This is a genomic window from Methylotenera sp. G11 (assembly GCF_000799735.1).
Lineage (GTDB): Bacteria > Pseudomonadota > Gammaproteobacteria > Burkholderiales > Methylophilaceae > Methylotenera.
Window position 1 is genome coordinate 814943 of sequence record NZ_JUHH01000001.1, and the last position, 23557, is coordinate 838499.

Annotated in this window: 19 protein-coding genes; 11 read left to right on the forward strand and 8 right to left on the reverse strand. The window is 52.5% G+C overall.

The window, feature by feature from the left end; all coding sequences use genetic code 11:
• Window positions 1-17: 17 nt before the first annotated feature.
• The gene (locus tag GQ51_RS03630; RefSeq protein WP_047549891.1) at window positions 18-656 is read right to left on the reverse strand and encodes a response regulator; all 639 of its coding nucleotides are present in this window, start codon (window positions 654-656) and stop codon (window positions 18-20) included.
• Window positions 657-694: 38 nt separating this feature from the next.
• Complete coding sequence (locus GQ51_RS03635) at window positions 695-2065, reverse strand: HAMP domain-containing sensor histidine kinase (protein WP_081987077.1); 1371 nt, start codon at window positions 2063-2065, stop codon at window positions 695-697.
• 74 nt (window positions 2066-2139) lie between these two features.
• Here GQ51_RS03635 and dhaL point away from each other — a divergent pair, with 74 nt between their 5' ends.
• The 3 genes from dhaL (at window position 2140) to GQ51_RS12225 (ending at window position 4162) form a co-directional block, all read left to right on the forward strand.
• Window positions 2140-2763 (forward strand): dihydroxyacetone kinase subunit DhaL, encoded by a 624-nt coding sequence (dhaL, locus tag GQ51_RS03640; RefSeq protein WP_047549894.1) that lies wholly within the window; start codon window positions 2140-2142, stop codon window positions 2761-2763.
• 11 nt (window positions 2764-2774) lie between these two features.
• On the forward strand, window positions 2775-3764 hold the full coding sequence (gene dhaK / locus GQ51_RS03645; protein WP_047549897.1) for a dihydroxyacetone kinase subunit DhaK: 990 nt from the start codon (window positions 2775-2777) through the stop codon (window positions 3762-3764).
• Window positions 3765-3844: 80 nt separating this feature from the next.
• A complete protein-coding gene (locus GQ51_RS12225) occupies window positions 3845-4162 on the forward strand; it encodes a YkgJ family cysteine cluster protein (protein ID WP_081987078.1) in 318 nt (105 codons plus the stop codon).
• Between the two features lie 106 nt (window positions 4163-4268).
• Here GQ51_RS12225 and glnE read toward each other — a convergent pair whose 3' ends face one another.
• Window positions 4269-6989, reverse strand: a complete 2721-nt coding sequence (gene glnE / locus GQ51_RS03650; RefSeq protein ID WP_047549900.1) for a bifunctional [glutamate--ammonia ligase]-adenylyl-L-tyrosine phosphorylase/[glutamate--ammonia-ligase] adenylyltransferase — start codon at window positions 6987-6989, stop codon at window positions 4269-4271.
• Window positions 6990-7101: 112 nt separating this feature from the next.
• Here glnE and acs point away from each other — a divergent pair, with 112 nt between their 5' ends.
• From acs to GQ51_RS03665, 3 genes are all read left to right on the forward strand, one after another.
• On the forward strand, window positions 7102-9078 hold the full coding sequence (acs, locus tag GQ51_RS03655) for an acetate--CoA ligase (protein WP_047549903.1): 1977 nt from the start codon (window positions 7102-7104) through the stop codon (window positions 9076-9078).
• 18 nt (window positions 9079-9096) lie between these two features.
• Window positions 9097-9531 (forward strand): EamA family transporter, encoded by a 435-nt coding sequence (locus tag GQ51_RS03660; protein WP_047549906.1) that lies wholly within the window; start codon window positions 9097-9099, stop codon window positions 9529-9531.
• A 68-nt stretch (window positions 9532-9599) separates the two neighbouring features.
• Complete coding sequence (locus GQ51_RS03665; protein WP_052177691.1) at window positions 9600-9986, forward strand: hypothetical protein; 387 nt, start codon at window positions 9600-9602, stop codon at window positions 9984-9986.
• A 44-nt stretch (window positions 9987-10030) separates the two neighbouring features.
• On the opposite strand, the gene GQ51_RS03670 is transcribed toward GQ51_RS03665, so the two are convergent.
• Window positions 10031-10720, reverse strand: a complete 690-nt coding sequence (locus tag GQ51_RS03670) for a hypothetical protein (protein WP_047549912.1) — start codon at window positions 10718-10720, stop codon at window positions 10031-10033.
• Window positions 10721-10923: 203 nt separating this feature from the next.
• Here GQ51_RS03670 and GQ51_RS03675 point away from each other — a divergent pair, with 203 nt between their 5' ends.
• From GQ51_RS03675 to GQ51_RS03685, 3 genes are all read left to right on the forward strand, one after another.
• Window positions 10924-12495, forward strand: a complete 1572-nt coding sequence (locus GQ51_RS03675) for a peptide chain release factor 3 (protein ID WP_047549915.1) — start codon at window positions 10924-10926, stop codon at window positions 12493-12495.
• 30 nt (window positions 12496-12525) lie between these two features.
• Entirely contained in the window at window positions 12526-12927 is a 402-nt protein-coding gene (locus tag GQ51_RS03680) for a YchJ family protein (protein ID WP_047549918.1), read from the forward strand.
• A gap of 129 nt (window positions 12928-13056) precedes the next feature.
• Window positions 13057-13617 carry a hypothetical protein gene (locus tag GQ51_RS03685; RefSeq protein WP_047553770.1) on the forward strand — a complete coding sequence of 187 codons (561 nt, stop codon included), beginning with the start codon at window positions 13057-13059 and terminating at the stop codon, window positions 13615-13617.
• 3 nt (window positions 13618-13620) lie between these two features.
• Here GQ51_RS03685 and GQ51_RS03690 read toward each other — a convergent pair whose 3' ends face one another.
• Both GQ51_RS03690 and GQ51_RS03695 read right to left on the reverse strand, forming a co-directional pair.
• Window positions 13621-15030: a HAMP domain-containing sensor histidine kinase gene (locus GQ51_RS03690; protein WP_047549921.1), complete on the reverse strand. Its 1410-nt coding sequence runs from the start codon at window positions 15028-15030 to the stop codon at window positions 13621-13623.
• A 29-nt stretch (window positions 15031-15059) separates the two neighbouring features.
• The gene (locus GQ51_RS03695; protein WP_047549924.1) at window positions 15060-15764 is read right to left on the reverse strand and encodes a response regulator; all 705 of its coding nucleotides are present in this window, start codon (window positions 15762-15764) and stop codon (window positions 15060-15062) included.
• 260 nt (window positions 15765-16024) lie between these two features.
• Here GQ51_RS03695 and GQ51_RS03700 point away from each other — a divergent pair, with 260 nt between their 5' ends.
• On the forward strand, window positions 16025-16612 hold the full coding sequence (locus GQ51_RS03700) for a Spy/CpxP family protein refolding chaperone (protein WP_047549927.1): 588 nt from the start codon (window positions 16025-16027) through the stop codon (window positions 16610-16612).
• An 81-nt stretch (window positions 16613-16693) separates the two neighbouring features.
• Here GQ51_RS03700 and GQ51_RS03705 read toward each other — a convergent pair whose 3' ends face one another.
• Complete coding sequence (locus GQ51_RS03705) at window positions 16694-17257, reverse strand: hypothetical protein (protein WP_047549931.1); 564 nt, start codon at window positions 17255-17257, stop codon at window positions 16694-16696.
• A gap of 185 nt (window positions 17258-17442) precedes the next feature.
• Entirely contained in the window at window positions 17443-19347 is a 1905-nt protein-coding gene (locus tag GQ51_RS03710; RefSeq protein WP_047549940.1) for an ATP-binding cassette domain-containing protein, read from the reverse strand.
• Window positions 19348-19597: 250 nt separating this feature from the next.
• Here GQ51_RS03710 and GQ51_RS03715 point away from each other — a divergent pair, with 250 nt between their 5' ends.
• Window positions 19598-23539 carry a YhdP family protein gene (locus GQ51_RS03715; protein WP_047553774.1) on the forward strand — a complete coding sequence of 1314 codons (3942 nt, stop codon included), beginning with the start codon at window positions 19598-19600 and terminating at the stop codon, window positions 23537-23539.
• Window positions 23540-23557 lie beyond the last annotated feature (18 nt).

Consider the following 23557-nt stretch of genomic DNA (forward strand, 5'->3'; position numbering starts at 1 on the left):
GGCGGCGCATGCGGAAATCAGGCATCCAGCAATCCGCTGCGCATTGCAATCAGCGCAATTTCAGCCGAATTATTGGCGTTCAGTTTCTGCTTGATATTGTATAAATGCGTCCCGACTGTACGCGGGCTCAGGAACAGCGTTTCGGCGATCTCGTTGGTGGTCTTGCCTTTTGCCAGCGCCATGAATACTTCAAATTCGCGCGGCGACAGCACATCGACAGGGTTCTGGTCACCGGAAAGCTGCTGAATCGCCATCTGCTGTGCAACGCTGGCTTCCAGGTACTTTTTGCCTGAAGCTACGGTACGAATAGCCTTGATCAGTTCTTCAGCCGCACTGCGCTTGGTTAAATAACCCATCGCCCCCGCATTTAAAACACGTTTAGGATGTACGGAATCCTCATGCGCAGACAATACCAGGATTTTCGCCGCATTATCCTTCGCGAGAATGCGCTCGATGGCTTCCAAGCCGCCAATGCCGGGCATCGTAATATCCATCACCACCACATCCGGTTTATGCTCCATATAGCGCTGGATCGCCATTTCACCGCTTTCCGCCTCTGCGATCACTTTCATATCGGCGTCAGACTCCAGCAGCATCTTGAACCCCATGCGCACCACGGCATGGTCATCCACTAGCATCACGTTAATCTGGCTCATTTTTACCTGCTCTTTTCTTTTTTGTTAACTCTAATGTGTTACCGGTTCGGTTGACTGTCCGGCACCGTGATATTGATCCTGGTGCCATGGTTAGGTGAAGCGATAATGTTAAAAGTTCCATTCAGTGCCTGCACGCGTTCTCGCATGCCCAGCAGGCCAAAGTGGGTCACCTGGTCCACCGCTTCCACATTCATGCCGACACCATCATCTTCTATGCTCAATTGCAACTCTCCCGTTTCTGATTTAGTCAGCCGGATGTCTATTTTGGTGGCCTGCGCATATTTGAATGCATTGTTCAGCGCTTCCTGCACGATCCGGTAGAGATTGATGCTCACGGTCTCACCCAGGCTCCGCAGGTTTCCGGACTCCAGGTTCTCAGACAGGTAAAGCTGGATCCTGATGTCAGGATGCTGTGCCTGGTAATTAGACACGGCATCTTTCAATGTCTCTGCCAAGCCAAGGTTATCGAGCGAGCCGGGACGCAGCTGGCGGACGATATTATGCATGCCGTCGTATATCTGGTTCGCCGCAGACACGATCACCTGTGCGCTTGATGCGATTTCGGGCATGCCGGCAGTTGTGCTGTTGGCTTTTGCCTTATTGGCAATGCCTACGGCAAAGGTTTTAATCGCCGTCACATATTGGCCAAGCTCATCATGCAGCTCACGCGCCAGGCTTCTGCGTTCTTCTTCGATATGCTTCTGGATCAGGAATGTCAGCTGGCGATTTTCTTCCAGCTCGCGCTCGGCTTTAAGCGAATCCGCCATGCGATTGAGGCTGTTACCGATGCGGTCGAACTCCGGCAGCGCAAGCCTGGGCAGGCGTGTACTCAGGTCACCCCGCTCAATACTGCTGATCGCAGCCAGAATCCGGTTGATCGGCCTGAGCGAATGACTGAGCAGCAGGTACACCATCATATTGATCAACAGGAAAAACGCCAGCCCGACCCATATCAGCTGGCGAAAACCGGACCAGGCCTCACGAATGGATCCGGCGGAACTGGAACTGATCACAAGCGTGCCGTAGCGTATCTTGCGCTCTACGATTTCCACCTTGGGCTGTACCAGTTTGATAAACCACTCGGGCGGGACTACATCGCTTTTGAAAGTGGATTCCGGCGAGCTGTAAATCTCGCGGCCGTAATAATCATAAAGCTCGATATGGCTGCTGCGCACATATCCCAGCGAGCCGAGGAAACTCTGCAGCACGATATGCGTAGGCCCCATTTCCGGGTTTAACGCCGAACTCACGATCACGGTATCGAGCAGCTGCACCGTCACGCGGCTGGCAGCCTCCACCCGTTCGCGGATCGATACGCGGGTATCATTGACCAGGATGGTGCCGACCACCAGTATAAAAGCCAGTGAAAGCAATGTGATCAGCAGATTTAAGCGAAAACGTAAACTCATAAGTTGAAATGAAATCTCGACATGTGTAGAGTTTAACAACTTTAACCAATAATCAATATAGTGTTATTCATGATATGAATCCGTCATTTATCCCAAACGCCGCAATCGCCATCCAGAACACCATCCTGCTGCACGAATCAGAACTCGAATCGCTAGACCGTGCAATCGGCGACGGTGACCACTATATCAACATGAAACGCGGGGCACAGGTGATTGCCGATCTGCAGCAGGAGCTGGCGACGCTGCCACCGGACGCCGCACTCAACAGGATCGGCATGAAACTATTGAGCACGGTTGGCGGTGCATCCGGCCCGCTGTTTGCGAGTTTCTTCATGGCGATGGCTAAAGTTATCAAAGAAAAAGGCGACACATCCACATCAACCGTTGCCGTTGCATTTGCCGCAGGCGTTGATTCAATCCGTCAGCGCGGCAAAGCCGATGCCGGTGAGAAAACCATGCTGGACGTGCTGATTCCGGTTGCCGCCCAATTTACCGCAATGGCAGCCCAGAACGCCAGCAGCGAAGAAATCTGCACAGCACTTGTGCTCACGGCCGAGCAAGGCATGCTTGCCACTAAAGACCTGATTGCCACCAAAGGCCGCGCCGCCGGCCTGGGTGAACGCGCCATCGGGCATATCGACCCGGGTGCCAAAAGCTGCCAGCTCATGATAGAAGCGGTTTGCAAGTTAATAAAATAAAAAGGCTCACCATGAAAAAATTCATCAACAAAACCGACGATATTCTGGCCGAAAGCCTGAGCGGCTTTGCCCTTGCCCACAGTGACCTGGTGAGCCTTAACCTGGAACCCAACTACCTCACCCGCAAGCAGAAAGCCTCTGGCAAAGTGGCGATTATTTCAGGGGGCGGCTCCGGACATGAGCCGCTGCACGCAGGCTACATCGGCGATGGCATGCTCGACGCAGCCTGCCCTGGCCATGTGTTCACCTCCCCCACCCCGGATCAGATGCTGGCCGCGGCAGAGGCGGTACACGCTGGCAAAGGCATTCTGTTTATCGTGAAAAACTATGCCGGTGATGTCATGAACTTTGAAATGGCAGCCGAAATGCTGCCATTTGAATCAGCTACCGTACTCACCAGCGACGACTGCGCCGTCATCAACAGCACTTACACCACAGGCCGCCGCGGCGTTGCCGGCACCGTGATCGTAGAGAAATGCGTTGGCAGCCTGGCTGAAACCGGCGCCGACCTGCAGGCCTGCAAAGCGCTGGGCGACAAAGTGAACAGCCGCACCGCCAGCATGGGTGTCGCCCTCACCAGTTGCACGGTACCGGCTGCCGGCCGCCCTACTTTCGATATTGACGACACGGAACTGGAAATGGGCGTAGGCATTCATGGCGAACCTGGCCGCAGGCGTGAGCCCATGCGCGAAGCCGATGCAATTGTAAACGATGTCGTGCATGCGATCCTGGAAGCGCTGAAACCCGCGGCAGGCAGCGAAGCACTGCTGCTGATCAACGGCTTTGGCGCCACGCCATTAATGGAGCTTTACCTGATCTACAACACGGCAGCCAGACTGTTCAGCGAACACGGCATCAAGATCACCCGCTCACTGGTCGGCAATTACACGACAGCGCTCGACATGGCAGGTGCCTCTATCACCCTGTGTCTGCTTGATGACGAAATCAAAAAGCACTGGGATAGCCCGGTGCATACCCCGGCATTAAGGTGGGGTGTTTAGGCCAAAATCTCCAAGCACCTTCCGGGTACGCAAATCAGTACTCAAGTTCCAATTACCGCTCGTTTTCTGAATCGTTATTTATGTCGCAAGAATGTGTAAAGTGCGGAGCCTGCTGCGCTTCTTTCCGGGTCTCCTTTTACTGGGGTGAAACCAGTGCGCATGACCAGGGCCTGGTACCTGTTGAATTAACCACCCCCATCAGCCCGCATCATGTCTGCATGAAAGGCACTGAACAGAGACTCGTGCATTGCGTAGCATTGACTGGCAAAGTGGGGCAAGAGGTGAGTTGCAGCATTTACGGGCAACGCTCCAGCACCTGCCGTGAGTTTGAAGCCGGCAGCGAAGATTGCATCAAGGCAAGGAACATCCACGGACTGCCCGAGTTAAGTCTTGGTTAAGGATTGCGGCTTCACCAAGCGATTGCAGGGAGAGCACAGCAAGGCGGGCATAGTAAGGTGAGCAAGCTGCCGACAGTCTCCGCCTGCCCTGCCGGCCTGCGCGCGGTCAGCCTGACGTAAAAACCTGCTCCCACAAGGCGATCACATCCTGTGCGTGGTGCATGGCTGCCGACGGCTCCATACTGATGCTGGCAGCGCCCTGCAATTTGAGCATGTGCTGGGTATGGCGATATTCACGGTAAGCGGCGGCTACGCGCTCTGCCAGGTCTGCATCAATAATACCAAGCGCACCCATCCGCCTTAGCAAACCGATGTTACCGATGTTGGCTGTAAGCTCCGCATGGCCTGGCGCGTGCAGCAAGACCAGATATTGCACCAGGAACTCGACATCAATAATACCGCCCACACCTTGTTTCAGGTCAAAAACGCCAGCTTGCAGATGCTGTGCATTCCGCATTTTTTCGCGCATCGACAGCACCTCGGCTTTCAACTGTTCACTGTCGCGCCGCTGCGTCATGACCTCGAAGCGGATGGCGTCAAACGCTTCGCCGATACCGCTATCGCCTGCAACAAAACGTGCACGCGTGATTGCCTGGTGTTCCCATACCCAGGCTTTATGCAGCTGGTATTCCCTGAATGCCGCCACACTGCTGACGAGCAGGCCGCTGTTGCCGTCAGGGCGTAGCTGTAAATCTGTTTCATACAGCAACCCGGCAGAGGTCAGGCTGTTGAACCAGTTGTTGATGCGCTGCGCGAAACGTGCGTACACCTCACCTGCATCCGCCGCTTCGTCATCGTACAGAAAGATAATATCAAGGTCGGATGCGTAGCCAAGCTCCTTGCCGCCCAACTTGCCGTAACCGATGACTGCAAATTTAGGCACATCAAGGTGTTTGCCGCGGACGTTAGGCCAGATCGTTTCCAGCGCCAGACCTAAAATCAGGCAGGCCAAGTCGCTCAGGTAATCGGATAAGGTCTCCAGCGCCAGTTCGCCGTTGATATCCTGCACCGCAAAGCGGAATACGTTGGCATGCTTGAAATGGCGCATGATATCCATCTGCCGCTCCACATCGCCATCGGCCTGGGCCAGCCTGTGTTTCAGTTCTTTGCGCATGCCGCTGAAATCAGGGGCGGCATATAAAGTACGCGTATCCAGCAACTCATCCAGCAGGATCGGATGCTGTGCCAAATAACCAGCCAGCCAGGGGCTGCTGCTGCACAGTTTCACCAGCAGTTGCAGCGCCTGTGTATGTTCTGCCAGCAACGCCAGGTAGCTGGCGCGGCGGCATATGCTTTCTATGAGGTCAATCACGCGCGTCAGGGTGACATCTGCATTTTTCATGCGGGCCGACTGTGCGATCACGTGCGGCATCACGGCATCAAACCGCTGGCGGCTAAGTTCCGGCAATTGCAGGTAGCGCGCGCTATGCTGCAATACTTCCAGATGCCGCAAAGTTTCCCCGGCGTCGCCAAACCCCATGTTTTCCAGCGCCGAGATGGCCGCCGGCTGGCTGGTGGTGCCGTTCCAGATGGATTTCTCCAATTCAAATGCGTCTTTGCCGGCGCCGGTTTCATTGAATGTCGCATCAAAATGCTGCTGCACCTGGCTGCGGTAAAGATTCAGCTGCACCAGCAGCGCCTGCCAGTCGGGAAAATCCATGGCCAGTGCAATACGTTCGCGCGCTTCATCGGTTTTAGGCAGCTCATGCGTCTGTGCATCTTCCACATACATCAGCCGGTGCTCAAGGTTACGCAGGAAATAATAAGCCTCAGTCAGTTCACTGCATGCCTGCTCGGACAATATGCCCATATTGCGCAGCAAGGCGAGCACAGACAGCGTGGGCTTGATCTGCAGGCTGACATCGCGGCCGCCCCGGGTCAGTTGAAACACCTGGGCAATGAACTCAATTTCACGGATACCGCCGCGTCCGAGCTTGATATTGTCATGCATGCCTTTGCTGTTCACGTCACGCTGAATCTGCACTTTCAGATCACGCATGCTGTCAAACGCGCCAAAGTCCAGATATTTGCGGAACACGAATGGCTTGAGCAATTTTGAAACCGCTTCACCGCCGGTCACTTCACGGCCTTTAATCCAGGCGTAGCGCTCCCACTCACGGCCATTATTCTGGTAATAACATTCCAGCGCGTACAGGTTGCTGACCAGCGCACCTTCGGAGCCAAACGGGCGCAAACGCATATCGACACGGAACACGAACCCATCCTCGGTCACTTCATCAATCGCGGCAATCAGCTTTTTAGCGAGGCGCGTGAAGTAATCCTGGTTGCTCATCGGTTTTTCCGACTGCGTCTCACCTTCGGATTCATACGCAAAAATCAGGTCTATATCAGACGAAACATTGAGCTCATAACCGCCCAGCTTGCCCATGCCGATCACGATCAGGTGCTGCGGCTCGCCTTCGGCGCTGACCGGCTGGCCGTATGTCTGCGACAGCCAGCTGCCGAGATAATGAATTGCCGTGTTGATCGCGCATTCCGCAAGCTGCGAGGTGGTCTGCATGACCTCATGCAGGTCTGCCAGTTTATTCAGGTCACGCACGATGATGCGAGCCATTACCTGCCTGCGTAACAACCTGAGTGCCCGTTTCAGGCCAGGCTCATCAAAAATATCCTGTGCCGCCAAATATTTTTGCATGTCTTCTATCTTATAGCTTTTATGCAAATTTTCTGACAGATCCTGCAGTAATGTCGCATCCGCTCCCAACATTCTTGCTAAAAACGGGCTGCAGGAAATTGCATGGGTGATATAAGCCTCATCATTAGATGGGATGCGGGTGTCAGAGAATGGATTATCGTGTGTTAGCATAGTTTTTTTCAGGTAATATTACGTACGTTACAAATATGTAACATGTTCAATGTGGTCAAATACCGGCAACATTTATTATAAGTGTGTAACAGCGATTTAAGGGGTTTTAAGCATGTCAATTGAATCAGTTCTTCATGAAAATCGGGTTTTTGAACCAAGCGCCGATTTTGTAAAATCCGCCAACGTTTCCGGCATGGCGGCATACAACGCATTGTGTGCCGAAGCCTCTGCCGACTATGAAGGATTCTGGGCCAGGCTGGCCCGTGAATTATTGATTTGGCACAAACCTTTCACAAAAACGCTTAATCAGGATAATGCGCCATTTTACAAATGGTTTGAAGATGGTGAGCTGAACGTTTCAGCCAACTGTCTGGATAAACACCTGAATACGATCCCAAACAAAGTCGCCATCATCTTTGAAGCTGACGACGGCAGCACCAGAAACGTCACTTATAAAGAGCTTTATCATCAGGTTTGCCAGTTTGCGAATGGCCTTAAAAAGCTCAATTTGAATGCAGGTGACCGTGTCATTATCTATTTACCGATGGGCATAGAAGCCGTGGTGGCCATGCAGGCCTGCGCGCGCATCGGTCTGATCCACTCCGTAGTCTTTGGCGGTTTTTCAGCGAAAAGCCTGAACGAACGCATTATCGATGCCGGCGCACGCGCCGTCATCACCTCTGATGGCCAGTTCCGCGGCGGCAAAACACTGCCGCTCAAAGCCGCTGTAGATGAAGGCATTGCCATGGGCGGCTGTGACAGCATTGAAAAAGTGGTCGTGCTGAAAAAAACCGGCCTGGAAATCGAATGGCAGGGCAACAACATCTGGTGGCATGACCTGATTGCTGGCGCGGCCGACACTTGCGAACCTGTCATGGTGAATGCTGAACACCCATTGTTCCTGCTCTACACTTCCGGTTCTACCGGAAAACCAAAAGGCGTACAGCATAGCTCTGCCGGTTACCTGCTGCATGCCATGAACACCATGCGCTGGACTTTCGATATCAAGGATAATGACGTATTCTGGTGTACTGCGGACGTGGGCTGGATTACCGGCCATAGTTATGTAGCCTATGGCCCGCTGGCGATGGGTGCAACACAGGTTGTATTCGAAGGCATCCCGACTTACCCGAATGCCGGCCGCTTCTGGGAAATGATACAGAAGCACAAGGTATCCATTTTTTATACGGCGCCTACGGCAATCCGTTCACTGATCAAAGCTTCGGAAACCAACCCTGAAGTACATCCAAAAAATTATGACCTATCAAGCCTGCGCCTGCTGGGTTCAGTTGGCGAGCCGATCAACCCGGAAGCATGGATGTGGTATTTTGAGAACGTAGGCGGCAACCGCTGCCCGATTGCAGACACCTTCTGGCAGACCGAAACCGGCGGCCACGTGATTACCCCGCTGCCGGGCGTAACGCCATTGATCCCGGGATCATGCACGCTGCCCTTCCCCGGCATTGATATTGACGTTGTGGATGAAACAGGCAAAGACGTGCCCTGGGGCACCGGCGGCTTGCTGGTCATCAAAAAACCCTGGCCTTCCATGATACGCACCATCTATAACGACCCGGAGCGTTACAAGGCCAGCTACTATCCGGCAGACCTGGGCGGCAAGACTTACCTCGCCGGTGATGGTGCGGTACGCGATGCAGTAACCGGTAACTTCACGATCATGGGTCGCATTGATGATGTATTGAACGTATCCGGCCACCGCCTGGGCACCATGGAAATCGAATCGGCACTGGTCGCCAACCCGCTGGTGGCCGAAGCCGCCGTAGTGGGCAAACCGCATGACGTAAAAGGCGAATCCGTGGTGGCTTACGTGGTGCTTAAAGGCACCCGTCCGGAAGGTGATGCCGCCAAGAAAATCGTGGCCGAACTGCGCGACTGGGTAGGCCATGAAATCGGCCCGATTGCCAAGCCGGATGAAATCCGCTTCGGTGACAACCTGCCAAAAACCCGCTCCGGCAAGATCATGCGCAGGCTGTTACGCACTCTGGCAAAAGGCGAAGAAATCACATCCGACATCTCTACGCTGGATAACCCGGCGATTCTGGAGCAGCTGAAAGAAGTCGTGAAATAGAAGTGAACCATACGAACGATGACGACACCTCACAGCTGGTTTTTCTGGGCAATCATGTCGGCAGTTTTTGCGGCAATGACTGCCATATTTGCCAAAATCGGCATACAAGGTGTCAATTCTGACTTTGCCACGCTGATTCGCACTTTCATCATCAGCGTCATTCTCGTGTTTTTTGTATGGTTTACCGGAAAATGGAGCAACCCGTTCACCCTGCCTGCTAAAACATGGGTATTTCTCGGCTTATCGGCACTGGCGACAGGCGCATCATGGATATGCTATTTCCGTGCTTTGCAGGTCGGGGATGCTTCCAAGGTAGCTCCGGTCGACAAACTCAGTCTGGTGCTCGTTGCCGTTTTCGCATTTACATTTTTAGGCGAGCGCCCGTCACTGAGAGAGTGGGCCGGCATTGCAATGGTAGCAGCCGGCGTCATGCTACTGGCGATCAGGCGCTGATCATTGATTAGTCACAACAGGAAACCCGACAATTGAATAAAATTCTCATAGGCCTTTGCCTGCTAGCCATGGCACCAATCGCTTCCGCCAAACCGGCATTCACCGGCCAGGATCTCAGCGGCATCTACGACTGCACAGGCGATGACAGCCACGAAGGCAAATACAGCGGTACCGTCACCATGGAGCTTGTGCCCTCACAAAGCACCGGCCAATACGGCGCATATAAATTCAAACTCGAAGTCCCTGGCTACGGTGCCTACCTCGGCCAGGCTGCCGCCAATAGCACGCATGCCGCCATGCACTTCACCCTGGCCGACCAAAACACGAAAGACTATGGCACAGGCATCGCCAGCTTTAAAAAGAATAAAACCGGTAAATGGTCTTTCAGCAAGTACTACTATGAACCGGAGTTCAAAGGTGGTAATTACGGCACGGAGCAGTGCACACAGCGTTGATGTTTGTTGCTAAAAAACCAAAACAGCAGCATGCACATTGCATATTAAATTTCCCAATCCTGCTGCGGGTTTATAAATCCGCCTGCTGGTAAGCCATGCTTTATATTATTCTGCGTGACTGGGGTTGGATCGAGCTTAAGTAAATCTTCTTCGTGCAGATGCACTTTAGTTGCCCAATTTCTAAAAATTGAATATTCAAAATCTGGATTAAGCCCAGATGTTGAGTTTTGCAGCAGTTTTGCAGCTGCATAAACATGCGGATATTCACTTCTTTGCTCTTCGGTTAAATAACCAAAACTTGACTGATGGATATGCTGTGACGCTTCTTGATAGTCAGCTATGGCCGCGGTTGCTATCCCTGCAACTTGCGCAATTACTAATTTGGGCGCACCGCCTTTCGGTGCCTTGTGCATCTCATCAAGTCCAAGTTCCGTGATTGTGAACCCTGCTTCCTGCAATCTGAGTTTAAATGGCGCCGAATCTTTGATATCTGGATAAGTTTTAAGCACGTCCCTCACAAATTTCCCCGCATCCCCATTCGCCGCTGCAACACCTGCTTGAAAAACCTCCGCTTCTTCAGTTGCTGTCCTTATTGCCAATCCCTCATAAAACTTGATCTTTCTTTCATCGCCAGCAGTTTTAGCTCCCTCCAAACCAGTTGCTATCTGTTGCGCAGTTGCGTAATTGTTATGATATAAATCCTGTGTAAATTCATAATCTGATAATGGTGGCATATAAAATCTCCCGGTTCATATCTGTCAAAACATCACTATATTCATTAGCAAACAAGACCTATCGCCATACATAATAAATGGGAATTTTTCACACAAACAATGTACCACTCTTCTGATTGTGAATGCAAATAGAAATACTAAGAAAACCTAAGATTAATTGCGGTAAAATGCCACCTTTGTATTTTTAGCTATATCCATTCCTTATGTCCTTGCAAGAAGAAATCTCCAAGCGCCGCACCTTTGCCATCATTTCCCACCCGGATGCGGGTAAAACCACGCTGACCGAAAAGCTGCTGTGGTTCGGCGGTGCCATTCAGGTCGCCGGTGAGGTGCGTGGCCGTAAGGCAGCGCGCCATGCCACGTCTGACTGGATGGAGCTTGAGAAACAGCGCGGCATTTCCGTGACCTCATCCGTGATGCAGTTTCCCTATCGTGAACACATGATCAACCTGCTCGACACGCCGGGGCATGATGACTTCTCTGAAGACACCTATAGAACACTCACTGCGGTCGATTCCGCGGTGATGGTCATTGACTCGGTCAACGGCGTTGAGGCACAGACCATCAAGCTGCTGAACGTATGCCGCATGCGCGATACGCCCATCATCACCTTCATCAACAAGCTGGACCGCGAAAGCCGCGCGCCGATTGAACTGCTGGACGAGATTGAAACCACGCTGGGCATGGAATGCGCACCGATTACCTGGCCTATCGGCATGGGCAAGACCTTCCGTGGCGTTTATCATTTGTACAACGACGAGATTTCATTTTTTGACCCGCGCGCGGAAAAAGGCACATCAGAAGTGATCAAAGGCCTGGACAACCCGCGGCTGGACGAATTGCTTGGCCAGCAGGTGGAAGACCTGCGCCTGGACATTGAACTGGTGCGCGGTGCATCGCACACTTTTGACAAAGCGCGCTATTTGGGCGGCAAGCAGACACCGGTATTCTTCGGCTCTGCCATCAACAACTTCGGCGTGCAGTCGCTGCTGGATGCCGTAGTAGAACTATCGCCGCCGCCACAGGCACGCAACACGGCGAGCCGTTCGGTGGCAGCGGATGAAGGCAAATTTTCAGGCTTTGTATTCAAGATACAGGCCAACATGGACCCGAAACACCGCGACCGTATCGCATTTCTACGCGTCTGTTCCGGCCGCTTTGAACGCGGCATGAAAGTGAAGCAGGTCGCTTCCGGCAAGACCCTGAGCGTGAACAATGCCATTACCTTCATGGCGCAGGACCGCACCACCATGGATGAAGCCTATTCCGGCGATATTATCGGCATTCCCAATCACGGCACGGTAAAACTTGGCGACACCTTCACCGAAGGCGAAAACCTCAAATTCACCGGTATCCCTTCATTCGCGCCGGAGTTTTTCCGCCGTGCGCGCATCAAGAACCCGATGAAGATGAAGCAGCTGCAGATCGGCCTCAAACAACTGGCAGAAGAAGGCGCGGCGCAGCTGTTCCGTCCGCTGCTGTCCAACGACCTGATTCTAGGCGCTGTAGGTATGCTGCAGTTCGACGTAGTCGCACACCGACTGGAACATGAATACGGCGTGGACATGGTGTTTGAACCCTATGACTGCTACACCGCGCGCTGGCTGCATGGCAAAGATGCTGATTTAAAAGCCATCGCAGATAAATATGGCTTTAACGTGGCGCTGGATGGCGCCGATGATTATGTATACCTGGCGCCGAATCGCGTCAACCTGCAAATGGCGCAGGAGCGCTATCCGGATATTGAGTTCAAAGAGACCCGCGAAATTGCCTAGTTCTGTCATTCCGACGGATAGCTAAATATCATGCCGACTTGCCCCTGCGAAAGCGATAAACCTTACGGAAAATGCTGTGAGGTTTACCATCTAGGCACACCTGCCCCAACGGCTGAAGCGCTGATGCGTTCACGTTACAGTGCTTACGCACTCGCCGGGCAGAATCCGGCATTGATCGACTACCTGCTGCGAAGCTGGCACGAAGATACAAGACCGCAAAGCCTGGACCTGAGCGGTGAAAATGCAGCAAAATGGCTGGGCTTGCAGATCAAGCGCCACCAGGATATTGATGCAGAGAATGCAATCGTTGAATTTGTAGCCCGCTACAAGCCTGCCGGCAACCTGGGTGGAAAAGCTGAAAGGCTGCACGAAACCAGCCGCTTCAGACGCATTGATGGCCGCTGGTATTATGTAGATGGCAATTACAGCTAGCAATTCATAAAACCATCATCAATTCGCAACAAAACTTTCAGAAGAAATTCATATTCCCTCACTAACATTCATCCCATAACGCTCAGACCTCATTCAAAAGAATAATTGAGCCCACATGAGATGACCATCATGGTATATGAAAAATCTGCGCTTGGTTTTAATGAGTTCATTACAGACAAGCGCACACTAGGCGTACGTGAACGCCAGGTGCTGCTGCTGGTGAACGGCGTGCGTAAACTGGACGACCTGGAAAAATTCTTTAAAAAAGACCTGCTGCTGGATACGATTAAAAAGCTGGAATCTGAAGGCTATATTCAGCTGCCGATCGAGCAGCAGCAACTAAGAAACCAGCAGCAAGCAGAATACACGAACGCATTTCCCGTTACGCTTTCGTTTTTAGATACGCCGGGTACCGCACAACCGATATGTCCGGCGAAGCTGTCTGCAGTAAAAACGGTATTGATCGATGCGGCGGATGACTACCTAGGCATTATGGGCCGCGGCATCAAATCAAAGATTGAAGCCTGTGATAATGAAGATAAGCTGCGGCAGTGCATTTCAAGCTGGCATATGGCCATGCGTGAATCCAAGCTCGGGCGTGAATCCGCTAGCTTCCTGATGGAGCAGATTCACCAGATGCTGGAAAACAAAATAGCCAATCACGTTCCCAGCCACGATTCTGCCCACTAAAAACTACACCCTGGGCAACTGGATCAATACGCTCAAGCCTGCCGCCGGCTCATTGTGCGCGGCAATGGTGCCGCCATGCGCCTCAATGATCTGCTTTGCGATCGCCAGCCCTACGCCATGGCCATCCGCATGGCTGGTGTTCGTGCCCCTGAAAAACGGCTGAAATATCATCTCCAGCTCATCGGGCAGTACTCCGGCACCCTGATCGCTCACAACTATCGTCACGTAAGCATCGCTGCATGCGGTACGGATACTGACATGTGACTGCTCGGGCGTATATTTCACGGCGTTACGCACCACATTGTCGATAGCACGGTGCAGCAAATCCGGCTGTGCTGACAGCATGATCGGTTCCGCTGCATTTTCACGCTCCGGAGCATAGTCAATGATGATTTTTTTTGTTTCACCTTCAAACCGTGCATCTTCGGCCACGGTCAGCAGCAGCTCATTCAAATTGACCGGCTCTTTTGAAATATCCATCACGCCGGATTCCAGGCGCGACAGCGCCAGCAATTCGCCGACCAGATCATCCATCCGCTCCGATTCTCTTTCGATACGTGCCAGTGAAGTCGCCAGCTTGTCCGGCTGCTGGCGCGCCAGGCCAACGGCAATCTGCAAACGGGCCAGCGGCGAACGCAGCTCATGCGATACCTGATGCAGCAAACGTGTCTGGCTCTGCAGCAAGGCACCCAGCCGGCTTGCCATCAAGTCAAATGCATGGCCTAAATCGGCAAGTTCATCACGGCGCGACCCCATGGACTTGCCAACGCGCACATCCAGGTTGCCGGCGGCGGCACTGGCAAAAGCATTCCTGAGCTGCTGGATGGGTTTGGAAAAATACCAGGCCAGAATCGCTGCAAAAATAAAACTGGCAAATGCACCAGCCAGCAATGGCATCACAGGATAGGAATGCCTGCCATGAAAGCCAAACTGCCCGGCATGCGGCTTTGGCCGCGCCGTGCCGCTCACATGACGGTTGGCCGGCACAAACAATAAGTATTCGTGCCGGTCATTGGCCTTGATCTTTTGCAGCGCCATCCTGGGTGAAAAATGCCCATGCCTGCCTGCTGCCGGAACCTCGGTCGTCTGCCGATCAAAAAGCGCACGTGCATTGCTGATCACATCTGCTGGCAACTGGCGCCCCAGCAGGTCGCTCCCCTCTTCGCTAATTGCAAACACCTGCGGCATCGGCTGACGTGACCATCGAGTGATCAACGCATGCAGGCCTTCCACCCCGCCATACTGCAAGGTCGCAGCAGCCGCATCCACCAGCGACCTGGCAGGCGGGCTGGTTTCAATCTGGCTATTCAACCTATCCTGATTCTGGTTCGCGACCCAGATTGCAACCGCAGTCACCGCGGTTAATTGCGCGAGGAAGAAAAAAATGAAGAATTTCCAATAAAGCCTGCCCATGAATCGACCTATATCCCTGCCATTGAGGTTTAATTTTTCAGCAACTGGTAACCGGTGCGGAACACCGTCTGTATGCAGTGCCGCCCGTCCGGCAGCAAGCCCAATTTGTGACGTATGCTGCTCAGGTGCACATCGATGCTGCGGTCAAACCTGGCCAGCGGGCGACCCAATGCCGATTGGGACAGTTCCTGCTTGGTCACCACTTTCCCTGCATTTCTGGCCAACACTTCGAGCAGATTAAATTCCGTGCTGGTCAGGCTGAGCACCTGCCCATTCCAGCTGGCCTGCCGCAGCGCCGGCCTGACATTCAAGGCACCGACAATGATCTGCACATCTGCAGGATCAGCATCATCTGCCACAGACTCAGCCACCGGTTTTACGCGGCGCAAAATTGCCCGTATACGCGCCACGATCTCACGCGGGCTGCTGGGCTTGGGTACATAATCATCGGCACCCAGCTCCAGGCCGATGATACGGTCCGTGTTATCCCCTTTTGCCGTCAGCATGATCACCGGCACATTGCTGTGCTGACGTATCGCCTTCAGGGTTTCTATCCCGTTCAGCTTCGGCATCATCACATCCAGCACCACAATATCAACCGTTTGTCTGCAGGCTGATTCGGCGCCAGCTTCGCCATCATGCGCAAGCAGGACGTCAAATCCCTCCGTCTCAAGATACTCCTTGAGCAGCCCGGCCAGTTCTACATCATCATCAATCAACAATACCGTTTGCATAACGCACTTAACCCGGAAATTAACAAAAAGCTTTCAGCCGTATATGACCTCATCAAGTCATGTATGGCGTCATCATATAGAGCGCCAACATTTGCTACAACAAGCAGGCTTTACCTTTACCCGGTTTTACATGTGGTTAACTTAAATTAACAGCGCCGGAATGCACAATGGCATCGTCTTAAACAAGCGCGGATGTGAGGCGAAGACACATTGAACGACTCACAGACTTTTAGTTATTTTTATCAGGATAAAGGAATGTTATGAATACTACACATCCATTAAAGGCTCAATTGTCATTGAAAAGGATATTGGCGGCGTCGATCATTGCGATTTCACTGCCATTGGCCTTGACCGCTTACGCCGAGCATGGCGGCCAGGATGGCAAAGCCTGCAAAAGAGGAGACGCGAGACCGCATCATGGCATGGGTTTTGCAAAAGCCGGCGTACCGCCATACCTGCATGGAATAAAACTGACCAACGAACAGGAAGACCAGATTTTCACGCTGATGCATGCCCAGATGCCTGAGCTGCGCAAACAGCATAAGCAGCAGCATGAATTAATGCACGAGATTCGCACAACCGCACAGGCAGATAAATTCGATAGCGCAAAAATACAGCAGCTAGCGGATAAGGCAGCCAGCCTGGAAAAAGGCAAAGTACTGCTGTTTGCGCAGCAGGATGCAAAAATCTTTGCATTGCTGACTCCGGAACAGCGTAAAAAAGCCCGTGAATTCAAAGGCTTCAGGCATGACTTTGCAGATCGTGACGCGCAAGCCGATGATGGCGAAAACAAACGCCCCGCCGGTTTTAAACGATCCAGCCATGCACCGGCCTACCGTAGCATATAGCCATAGAATTTAGCCACAGCTACGGCCATGCGCAGCCCTGTACAACAGGGGCTGCGCATGTTCAATCAAGATTTTTCAGGATCAGGCGCTCTCGAACGCTTCGCAGAACTGGCTTAACAGCTGGCCAAAAATCGGTAATATTTCTTCAATATCGTGCGGGCTGTCATCATCGGTGCCTGCAATCACAAATGCAATCACCACCTTATCCAGGTTTTCCCTGAACTCTACCCAATGCTCGGCTTGCGCTTCCGCAATCAGCTGGAACTTGTTAAAGCCTGAATCGATGATTTCAATCAGCTCTGCATCCGGCAGGCCTGCAAACAAGGTCTTGGCAATCGTAATCTGTGCTGTTGAAAACTCGGGGTTGATATCCTCCTGTGCCAGCGGCGTCGTGAAGAAGGCATAACTCAGCAAGGCAAAAGCCTGGTATACGCTAAGCATGTCAAAGTTATCCGAACGCTCTTCCAAAGGTGAACGCTCTGCTGCCTGAATGGCTTTAAAGGTGACATAACAGCTCAGGTAATCCGCAGCATTCAGCGCATCATATTCATCCAGATTGGTGCTTGGTGTTTCGTCATCTCGTAATGTAGCCGCCAGGCTCAGGGCATGCATCAGTTTCAAGCGTTGTGAATAAGTGGTTTGCATAATCGATATTCCAATTCAAATTTTAAAATCTAAAACACTATTAAACCGCCGATAAACGCCGATGAACGCCGATGAAAACATAAACCTTAGATCTTGATTTAAGTGCTCTGCTGAGATTTATTGTCAGTAATCTTGCTTTTTAATATCGGCGTTCATCGGCGTTTATCGGCGGATAATAAAAATCATCAATCAATGACAGGCAAAGCTTCCAGCATTTCATGCAGTTCCAGCCAGCGCTCTTCAGCCGTTTCCAGTTTAGCGGCCAATTCTGCCTGCGTTTTCAACAACTGCTGCAGTTCTGTTTTATCGCTTGCGCTGTAAAGTTCGGTATCGTTCAGGCGGTCATCACAGGTTTTTTTATCAGCCTGCATTTTTGCCATATGACGTTCGATCTGCTCCAGCTCTTTCAGCAACGGGCGCCGCTCGGCGATCCGCGCCTGGCGCTCGGCCTTGTTCTGCGCCCTGTCATTTTTATTGGGCTTATCCGCCACCTGTAGTTGTGCGGCTTGCTTTTCCTTGAGGCGCTGCTCGTTCAACCACTGGCTGTAATCCTCAAGGTCGCCGTCAAACGCTTCCGCCTTGCCATCAGCCACCAGTATGAATTGATCACAGCTGGCGCGCAATAAGGCCCTGTCATGCGATACCAGTATCACGCCGCCTTCAAAATCCTGCAATGCCAGCGTCAAGGCATGCCGCATTTCCAGGTCAAGATGGTTGGTCGGCTCATCCAGCAACAGCAGGTTTGGCCTGGTCCAGATCAGTAACGCCAATGCCAGCCTTGATTTTTCACCGCCTGAAAAATGAGCACAGGGTGCCCGTGCCATATCGCCTTTGAAATCAAAACCACCCAGGTAATTCAGGTGTTCCTGCTCGCGTGTCAGCGGATCCAGCTTCATCATGTGCTGCAATGGAGACTCGTCAGGCCGCAGCTGTTCCAGCTGGTGCTGGGCAAAATAGCCGATGTTCAGGTCTTTGCCTTCCACACGTTTACCGGATATCGGTTCCAGTTCATGTGCCAGCAGCTTGATCAGCGTCGTCTTGCCGGCACCATTCTTGCCCAGCAGGCCGATACGCTCACCGGGCCTGACTGCCAGCTCGATATTGCTGATCAGCGGCTGATTGCCGTAACCGACACTCATGCCATCCAATACCAGCAGCGGATCAGGGGCGGCAAGCGGCGCCCTGAATTCAAAACCGAACTGTGAATCAACATGTGCGGCTGAGATCATTTCCATGCGCTCCAGCGCCTTGATGCGGCTTTGCGCCTGGCGTGCCTTGGTCGCCTGTACGCGGAAACGGTCGATATAACTTTGCAGGTGGGCGACCTTGCGCTGCTGCTTTTCAAACATGGCTTGCTGCAAGGCCAGCTTCTCTGCACGCTGGCGTTCAAAATCCGAATAACCACCACGGTATAAGGTCAGCGTCTGCTGCTCGATATGGGCGATATGGTTCACAATCGCATCCAGGAAATCGCGGTCATGCGAGATCAGGAACAAAGTGCCGCGATAGCTTTGCAGCCAGCTTTCCAGCCAGATGACGGCATCCAGGTCCAGATGGTTGGTAGGCTCATCCAGCAGCAATAGGTCGGAACGGCACATCAGTGCCCGCGCCAGGTTCAGACGCACACGCCAGCCGCCGGAAAACGTGGAAACCGGCTGCTGCAGAGCTGCCTGGCTGAAACCCAGCCCGCTTAACAGTTCTGCCGCGCGCGCTTTGGCGCTATAGCCATCCACATCCGCTAAACGATGGTGCAGCTCGGCAATCAGTTCACCCTGGTGATGCGCCTCGGCTTTGGCTAAAGCGGCCTCTATTTCACGCAACTCAACGTCGCCATCCAGCACAAATTCAATGGCCGGCATCGGCAATGCCGGGGTTTCCTGTGCAACATGTGCCACGACCCAGCTTGCCGGCATCTCGAAATCACCTTTTTCAGGGTGAAGCTCACCGCGCAGCATGGCAAAAAGCGATGACTTACCCGCACCGTTCGCCCCGGTAAGACCTACTTTATGGCCGGGATGCAGTTGCATGGATGCGCCCTCGATCAGGATTTTCGTACCGCGGGTCAATGTAAGTTGTTTAAATTGAATCAAGTCATTACGCTCTTAAAAATGGCAGGCTACATTCAAGTCAAGGCCAGGCGATTCTGGCCAAAGGCGCTATTCTAAATGATTCAGCCAGGAGTTCTCATAATTCTTTCATTTTCGCGACGCAGGATATGCCGCACATTTACCTGGTTTTACATAGTATTTACATCTGCAAGGCCTTGCAAAACATACCTGCTGACTGATATTGCAGTAAAATGCATGCTTAATAAATAATTCAAATATATTGATCAAACCAATGCTAAAGAAATCCGTACTCTGGCTATGCCGTTCAGCGCTATGGCTCACCGGGGTTATGCTCTCTATCATGCTGATTGCGGCATTGACCATACAATTCTGGGTCATGCCGAATATCGGGCGGTATAAACATGATATTGCCGCGTTTGCGAGCGATGCAGCCGGGCAGAAAGTCGCTATCGGCGACATCAAGGCGAGCTGGCGCGGCATCAATCCGCACCTGTCAATCAGCAATATCGATATTTTTGATACCGAAAACCGCCTGGCTCTACAGCTAAAGAATACCGAAGTTTCCTTGTCATGGCTAAGCATACCGATGCTTGAACCGCGGCTGAATGAGCTCGTGATTCATTCTCCGGAGCTCACTATCCGGCGTGTTGCATCCGGCGAAATCTTTGTTGCCGGCATCAGCATGAGCGGTGAATCAAAACCCGACCTGGCCAACTGGCTGTTGAGGCAAAATACCGTAGAAATCAACCAGGCCAGGATCATGTGGCTTGATGAAAAGCGCAGTGCCCCGATGCTAAGTCTCGGCAGTTTCAACTTGCAACTGCATAGCCCGCTATGGAGAGGCCTGGTGAAGAACCATAGTTTCACCATGAGTGCCATTCCTTCAGCAGGCACAAGAAACCCCATACTGGTTGACGGCAGTTTTTATGGTAACGACATCAGCAAAACCCGGGAATGGGATGGCTATATCAATCTGGTTTCAAAAAATACCGACCTGGCAGCCTTTAAAACCTGGGTGGATTATCCGGTGGACATACATTCCGGAGTTGGCTCCACCACTTTGAAAGTCAAATTCAGGAACCATGAACTGCAATCGGTCAGCAGCACTGTCGATATCAAAGATCTGCAGATACAGACCAGATCCGGCGTACTGCCGGTAAAACTGCGTAAACTCACCGGCAACCTTGAATGGCAGAACCTGAACAAGTTTCAGCTGATAGGCACCAATCCGGCCAAATCCGGCTATTCAGTCAATGTCAGCCAATTGTCTGCCAGTGCAGATAACGGCCTTAACCTTGAAGACCTCAAAGCCGACTACTCGGAAACAACCAGCGGCAAGCAAGCCTTCAACCTTGAACTCGCCACATTCAACCTGGCCGGCATGCACGAATACCTCGCGTTCCTGCCTTTGTCTGACGCGCTGCAGCAGCACATCACAGCAGCTGCGCCCAACGGCACGCTTAAAAACCTGGAACTGCACTGGGAAGCCCTGAACAACAAAACTACGGCCTACCGCGTCAACTCGGCGTTCGACCATCTCAACATCAATGCCCAGCAGCACATCCCTGGCTTCAGCAATTTATCAGGTGCCTTGAAAGCCAGCCATAAAGGCGGACAGCTACAGCTCGACTCCACCAACAGCAAGCTCGACCTGCAAGGCATCCTGCGCTGGCCTGTCCCGCTGGACAGCCTGAGCGGAGAAGTGTCCTGGCTCATCAAGGACAAAGCCACGCAAATCAATGTCAGCAGGCTGAATATCAATAACCAGCACTTATCCGGTACCGTCAATGCCAGCTACCTGATGGATGGCATTAAAGGCGGCAACCTGAACCTGAGCGCGCATTTTGATAAAGGCGATGCCAAATACGCACTTTATTATTACCCGATAATGCTCGGTGAAACCACACTGCAATGGCTGGATACGTCTATCCTGGCAGGCCGTGCTGAAGATATTGAACTTACGATCAAGGGCCGCCTGGCAGACTTCCCGTTTGTCGACAGCAAAAACCGCATGGACCCGAAACTGGGGCTATTCAGGGCTACCGCAAAACTGAGCGACGCCACCCTGGAATACGGCACCGACTGGCCTGTGATTAACCACCTGGGGCTGGACCTGCTGTTTGAAGGCAAGCGCATGGAGCTGAACGCCCATACCGGCAGCATACTTGGCAACAAGATCATTAAAAGCAAAACGACGATCGCCCAGCTTGATGCCGACTACCCTATCCTCAGCATCACTTCTGAAGTCACCGGCCCGGTCAGCGAAGGCATCAATTTTGTCAATAAAAGCCCGGTGCTGGAAGTCACGCAAGGCTTTACCGAAGACCTCAAAACCAGCGGCAGCGGCAAGCTGAGCCTGGGACTGATGATTCCCATGCAGAATCTTGAAGCCGCTAAATACAAAGGGCTCTACCAGATCATCAATGGCAGCATGGAAAACGCCAGCATACCTGCGCTCAGCCAGATCAACGGTGCGCTGGAGTTCACCGAAAACAGCCTTTCAGCCAAAAATGTCAAAGCCTATGCCTTTGGTTCCCCCGTGGCGTTCAACCTGAACACCGGCAAAGACAAATCCATACGCGTGGCAGCCAAAGGCCGCATGAGTGAGGATGGCCTGAAACAGTTCCTGAAAGAACAGAACGCTGAAAAAGTTTCAAGTTATATCAGCGGCAGCGCAGAATGGACCGGTAATATCCTGATCCAGAAGCCACGCGTCAACATCATCATACGTTCCGACCTGCTCGGGATCAGCTCCCAATTCCCGGCACCGCTGGATAAAACCGCTGACAGGCCGCTTAACCTGCTTATAGATAGCAGGCAGGACGCAAACACCGACCAGATCCGGCTGGCGCTTGGCAGCAAGGTCATGGCCAGGATCATACGCTCGGCCGATAACGGCAAACTTAAATTCCAGCGTGCCGACATCCGCTTCAACAGCGAATCATCGCCTGTTGCCGCCGATACCGAGACCGCCCAGGATACCCGGTTTGCCGGCATCTCATTAAACGGCAGCCTGGATTACCTCGATGCCGACGCATGGCGCTATGTCCTCAAAAACATCACCGACGGCAGCAAACAGGCAACGCCGTTTGCGTTCCAGCAAACCGCGCTGACGATCAATGCTCTGGACATTTTTGACCGCCGCATCAACAATCTGAAAATCCGCAACGTTCCCAATAAGGAAGGCCTGCATGTCAACGTGCAAAGCCGCGAGATCACCGGCGACCTGCAATGGATCAGCCAGAACAACGGCAAACTGATTGCACGCCTGAGCAACCTGTCGATTCCCGGCAATGCACCGGACAGGCTGACAGCGATCAAGGATTCCGGCAGCCCGCTGCCACAGCAGTTCATCAAGCTTGAACAGGACTATCCTGCACTGGACATCGTTGCGGATAATTTTGAATTCAATAAGAAAAATTTCGGCGCACTGGAACTGATCGCCTATCCGCAGAACGATAACTGGGATATCCAGAAAATCAAATTCAGCAGCCAGGACAGCGTCATCAGCGCCGAAGGTCAATGGAACAACTGGATCAGGAACCCGAACACGTTCCTGAACATCAGCTGGGATATCAAGGATTTAGGAAACACCCTGAAAAGGTTTGGCTATCCTGACACCGTGAAAGGCGGTGCCGGTGAGTTAAAAGGAAGATTGCACTGGCCGGGAAGCCCCTCACAGTTCAATACGACGCGCCTGAATGGTGACCTTGAGTTTGAAGTACATAATGGCCAGATTTTACAGGCTCAGCCTGGTGTCGGCCGCCTATTGGGCCTATTGAGCCTGCAAAGCCTGCCGCGCAGGCTGACTCTGGACTTCAGGGACCTGTTCAGCAATGGCTTTGCTTTTGACAAAATCAATGCAACGGTTAAAATCAACCAGGGGGTGATGCGTAGCGACAACTTCGTGATGACCGGGCCGGCTGCCGATGTGGAAATGAAAGGTGAAACTAATTTGCAGAAAGAAACCCAGCACCTTTTTGTCAAGGTACTGCCGCGCATCAGTGACAGTCTCTCGCTGGCTGCACTTGCCGGCGGGCCGCTGGCTGGCGCCGTGGCGTTTCTGGCGCAGAAAGTGCTGAAAGACCCGCTTAATAAAATCATTTCTACCGAATATGAAATTACGGGCACCTGGGATAATCCGCAAGAAGTTAAACCCGCAGAAAACAGCAACAGGCAGCAAGACAGCAGCCTAATCTCACCCAATAAATAACAGCAGACAAATGGATCA

What these genes read in the sequence shown, in the direction of transcription:
- GQ51_RS03705 (WP_047549931.1), bottom strand. Translation starts at nt 17,257, where the DNA reads ATGCAAACCACTTATTCACAACGCTTGAAACTGATGCATGCCCTGAGC.
- GQ51_RS03690 (WP_047549921.1), bottom strand. Translation starts at nt 15,030, where the DNA reads ATGGGCAGGCTTTATTGGAAATTCTTCATTTTTTTCTTCCTCGCGCAA.
- GQ51_RS03680 (WP_047549918.1), top strand. Translation starts at nt 12,526, where the DNA reads ATGCCGACTTGCCCCTGCGAAAGCGATAAACCTTACGGAAAATGCTGT.
- GQ51_RS03630 (WP_047549891.1), bottom strand. Translation starts at nt 656, where the DNA reads ATGAGCCAGATTAACGTGATGCTAGTGGATGACCATGCCGTGGTGCGC.
- dhaL (WP_047549894.1), top strand. Translation starts at nt 2,140, where the DNA reads ATGAATCCGTCATTTATCCCAAACGCCGCAATCGCCATCCAGAACACC.
- GQ51_RS03665 (WP_052177691.1), top strand. Translation starts at nt 9,600, where the DNA reads ATGGCACCAATCGCTTCCGCCAAACCGGCATTCACCGGCCAGGATCTC.
- GQ51_RS03700 (WP_047549927.1), top strand. Translation starts at nt 16,025, where the DNA reads ATGAATACTACACATCCATTAAAGGCTCAATTGTCATTGAAAAGGATA.
- GQ51_RS03695 (WP_047549924.1), bottom strand. Translation starts at nt 15,764, where the DNA reads ATGCAAACGGTATTGTTGATTGATGATGATGTAGAACTGGCCGGGCTG.
- GQ51_RS12225 (WP_081987078.1), top strand. Translation starts at nt 3,845, where the DNA reads ATGTCGCAAGAATGTGTAAAGTGCGGAGCCTGCTGCGCTTCTTTCCGG.
- GQ51_RS03670 (WP_047549912.1), bottom strand. Translation starts at nt 10,720, where the DNA reads ATGCCACCATTATCAGATTATGAATTTACACAGGATTTATATCATAAC.
- glnE (WP_047549900.1), bottom strand. Translation starts at nt 6,989, where the DNA reads ATGCTAACACACGATAATCCATTCTCTGACACCCGCATCCCATCTAAT.
- GQ51_RS03675 (WP_047549915.1), top strand. Translation starts at nt 10,924, where the DNA reads ATGTCCTTGCAAGAAGAAATCTCCAAGCGCCGCACCTTTGCCATCATT.
- GQ51_RS03660 (WP_047549906.1), top strand. Translation starts at nt 9,097, where the DNA reads ATGACGACACCTCACAGCTGGTTTTTCTGGGCAATCATGTCGGCAGTT.
- acs (WP_047549903.1), top strand. Translation starts at nt 7,102, where the DNA reads ATGTCAATTGAATCAGTTCTTCATGAAAATCGGGTTTTTGAACCAAGC.
- GQ51_RS03685 (WP_047553770.1), top strand. Translation starts at nt 13,057, where the DNA reads ATGGTATATGAAAAATCTGCGCTTGGTTTTAATGAGTTCATTACAGAC.
- GQ51_RS03715 (WP_047553774.1), top strand. Translation starts at nt 19,598, where the DNA reads ATGCTAAAGAAATCCGTACTCTGGCTATGCCGTTCAGCGCTATGGCTC.
- dhaK (WP_047549897.1), top strand. Translation starts at nt 2,775, where the DNA reads ATGAAAAAATTCATCAACAAAACCGACGATATTCTGGCCGAAAGCCTG.
- GQ51_RS03635 (WP_081987077.1), bottom strand. Translation starts at nt 2,065, where the DNA reads ATGAGTTTACGTTTTCGCTTAAATCTGCTGATCACATTGCTTTCACTG.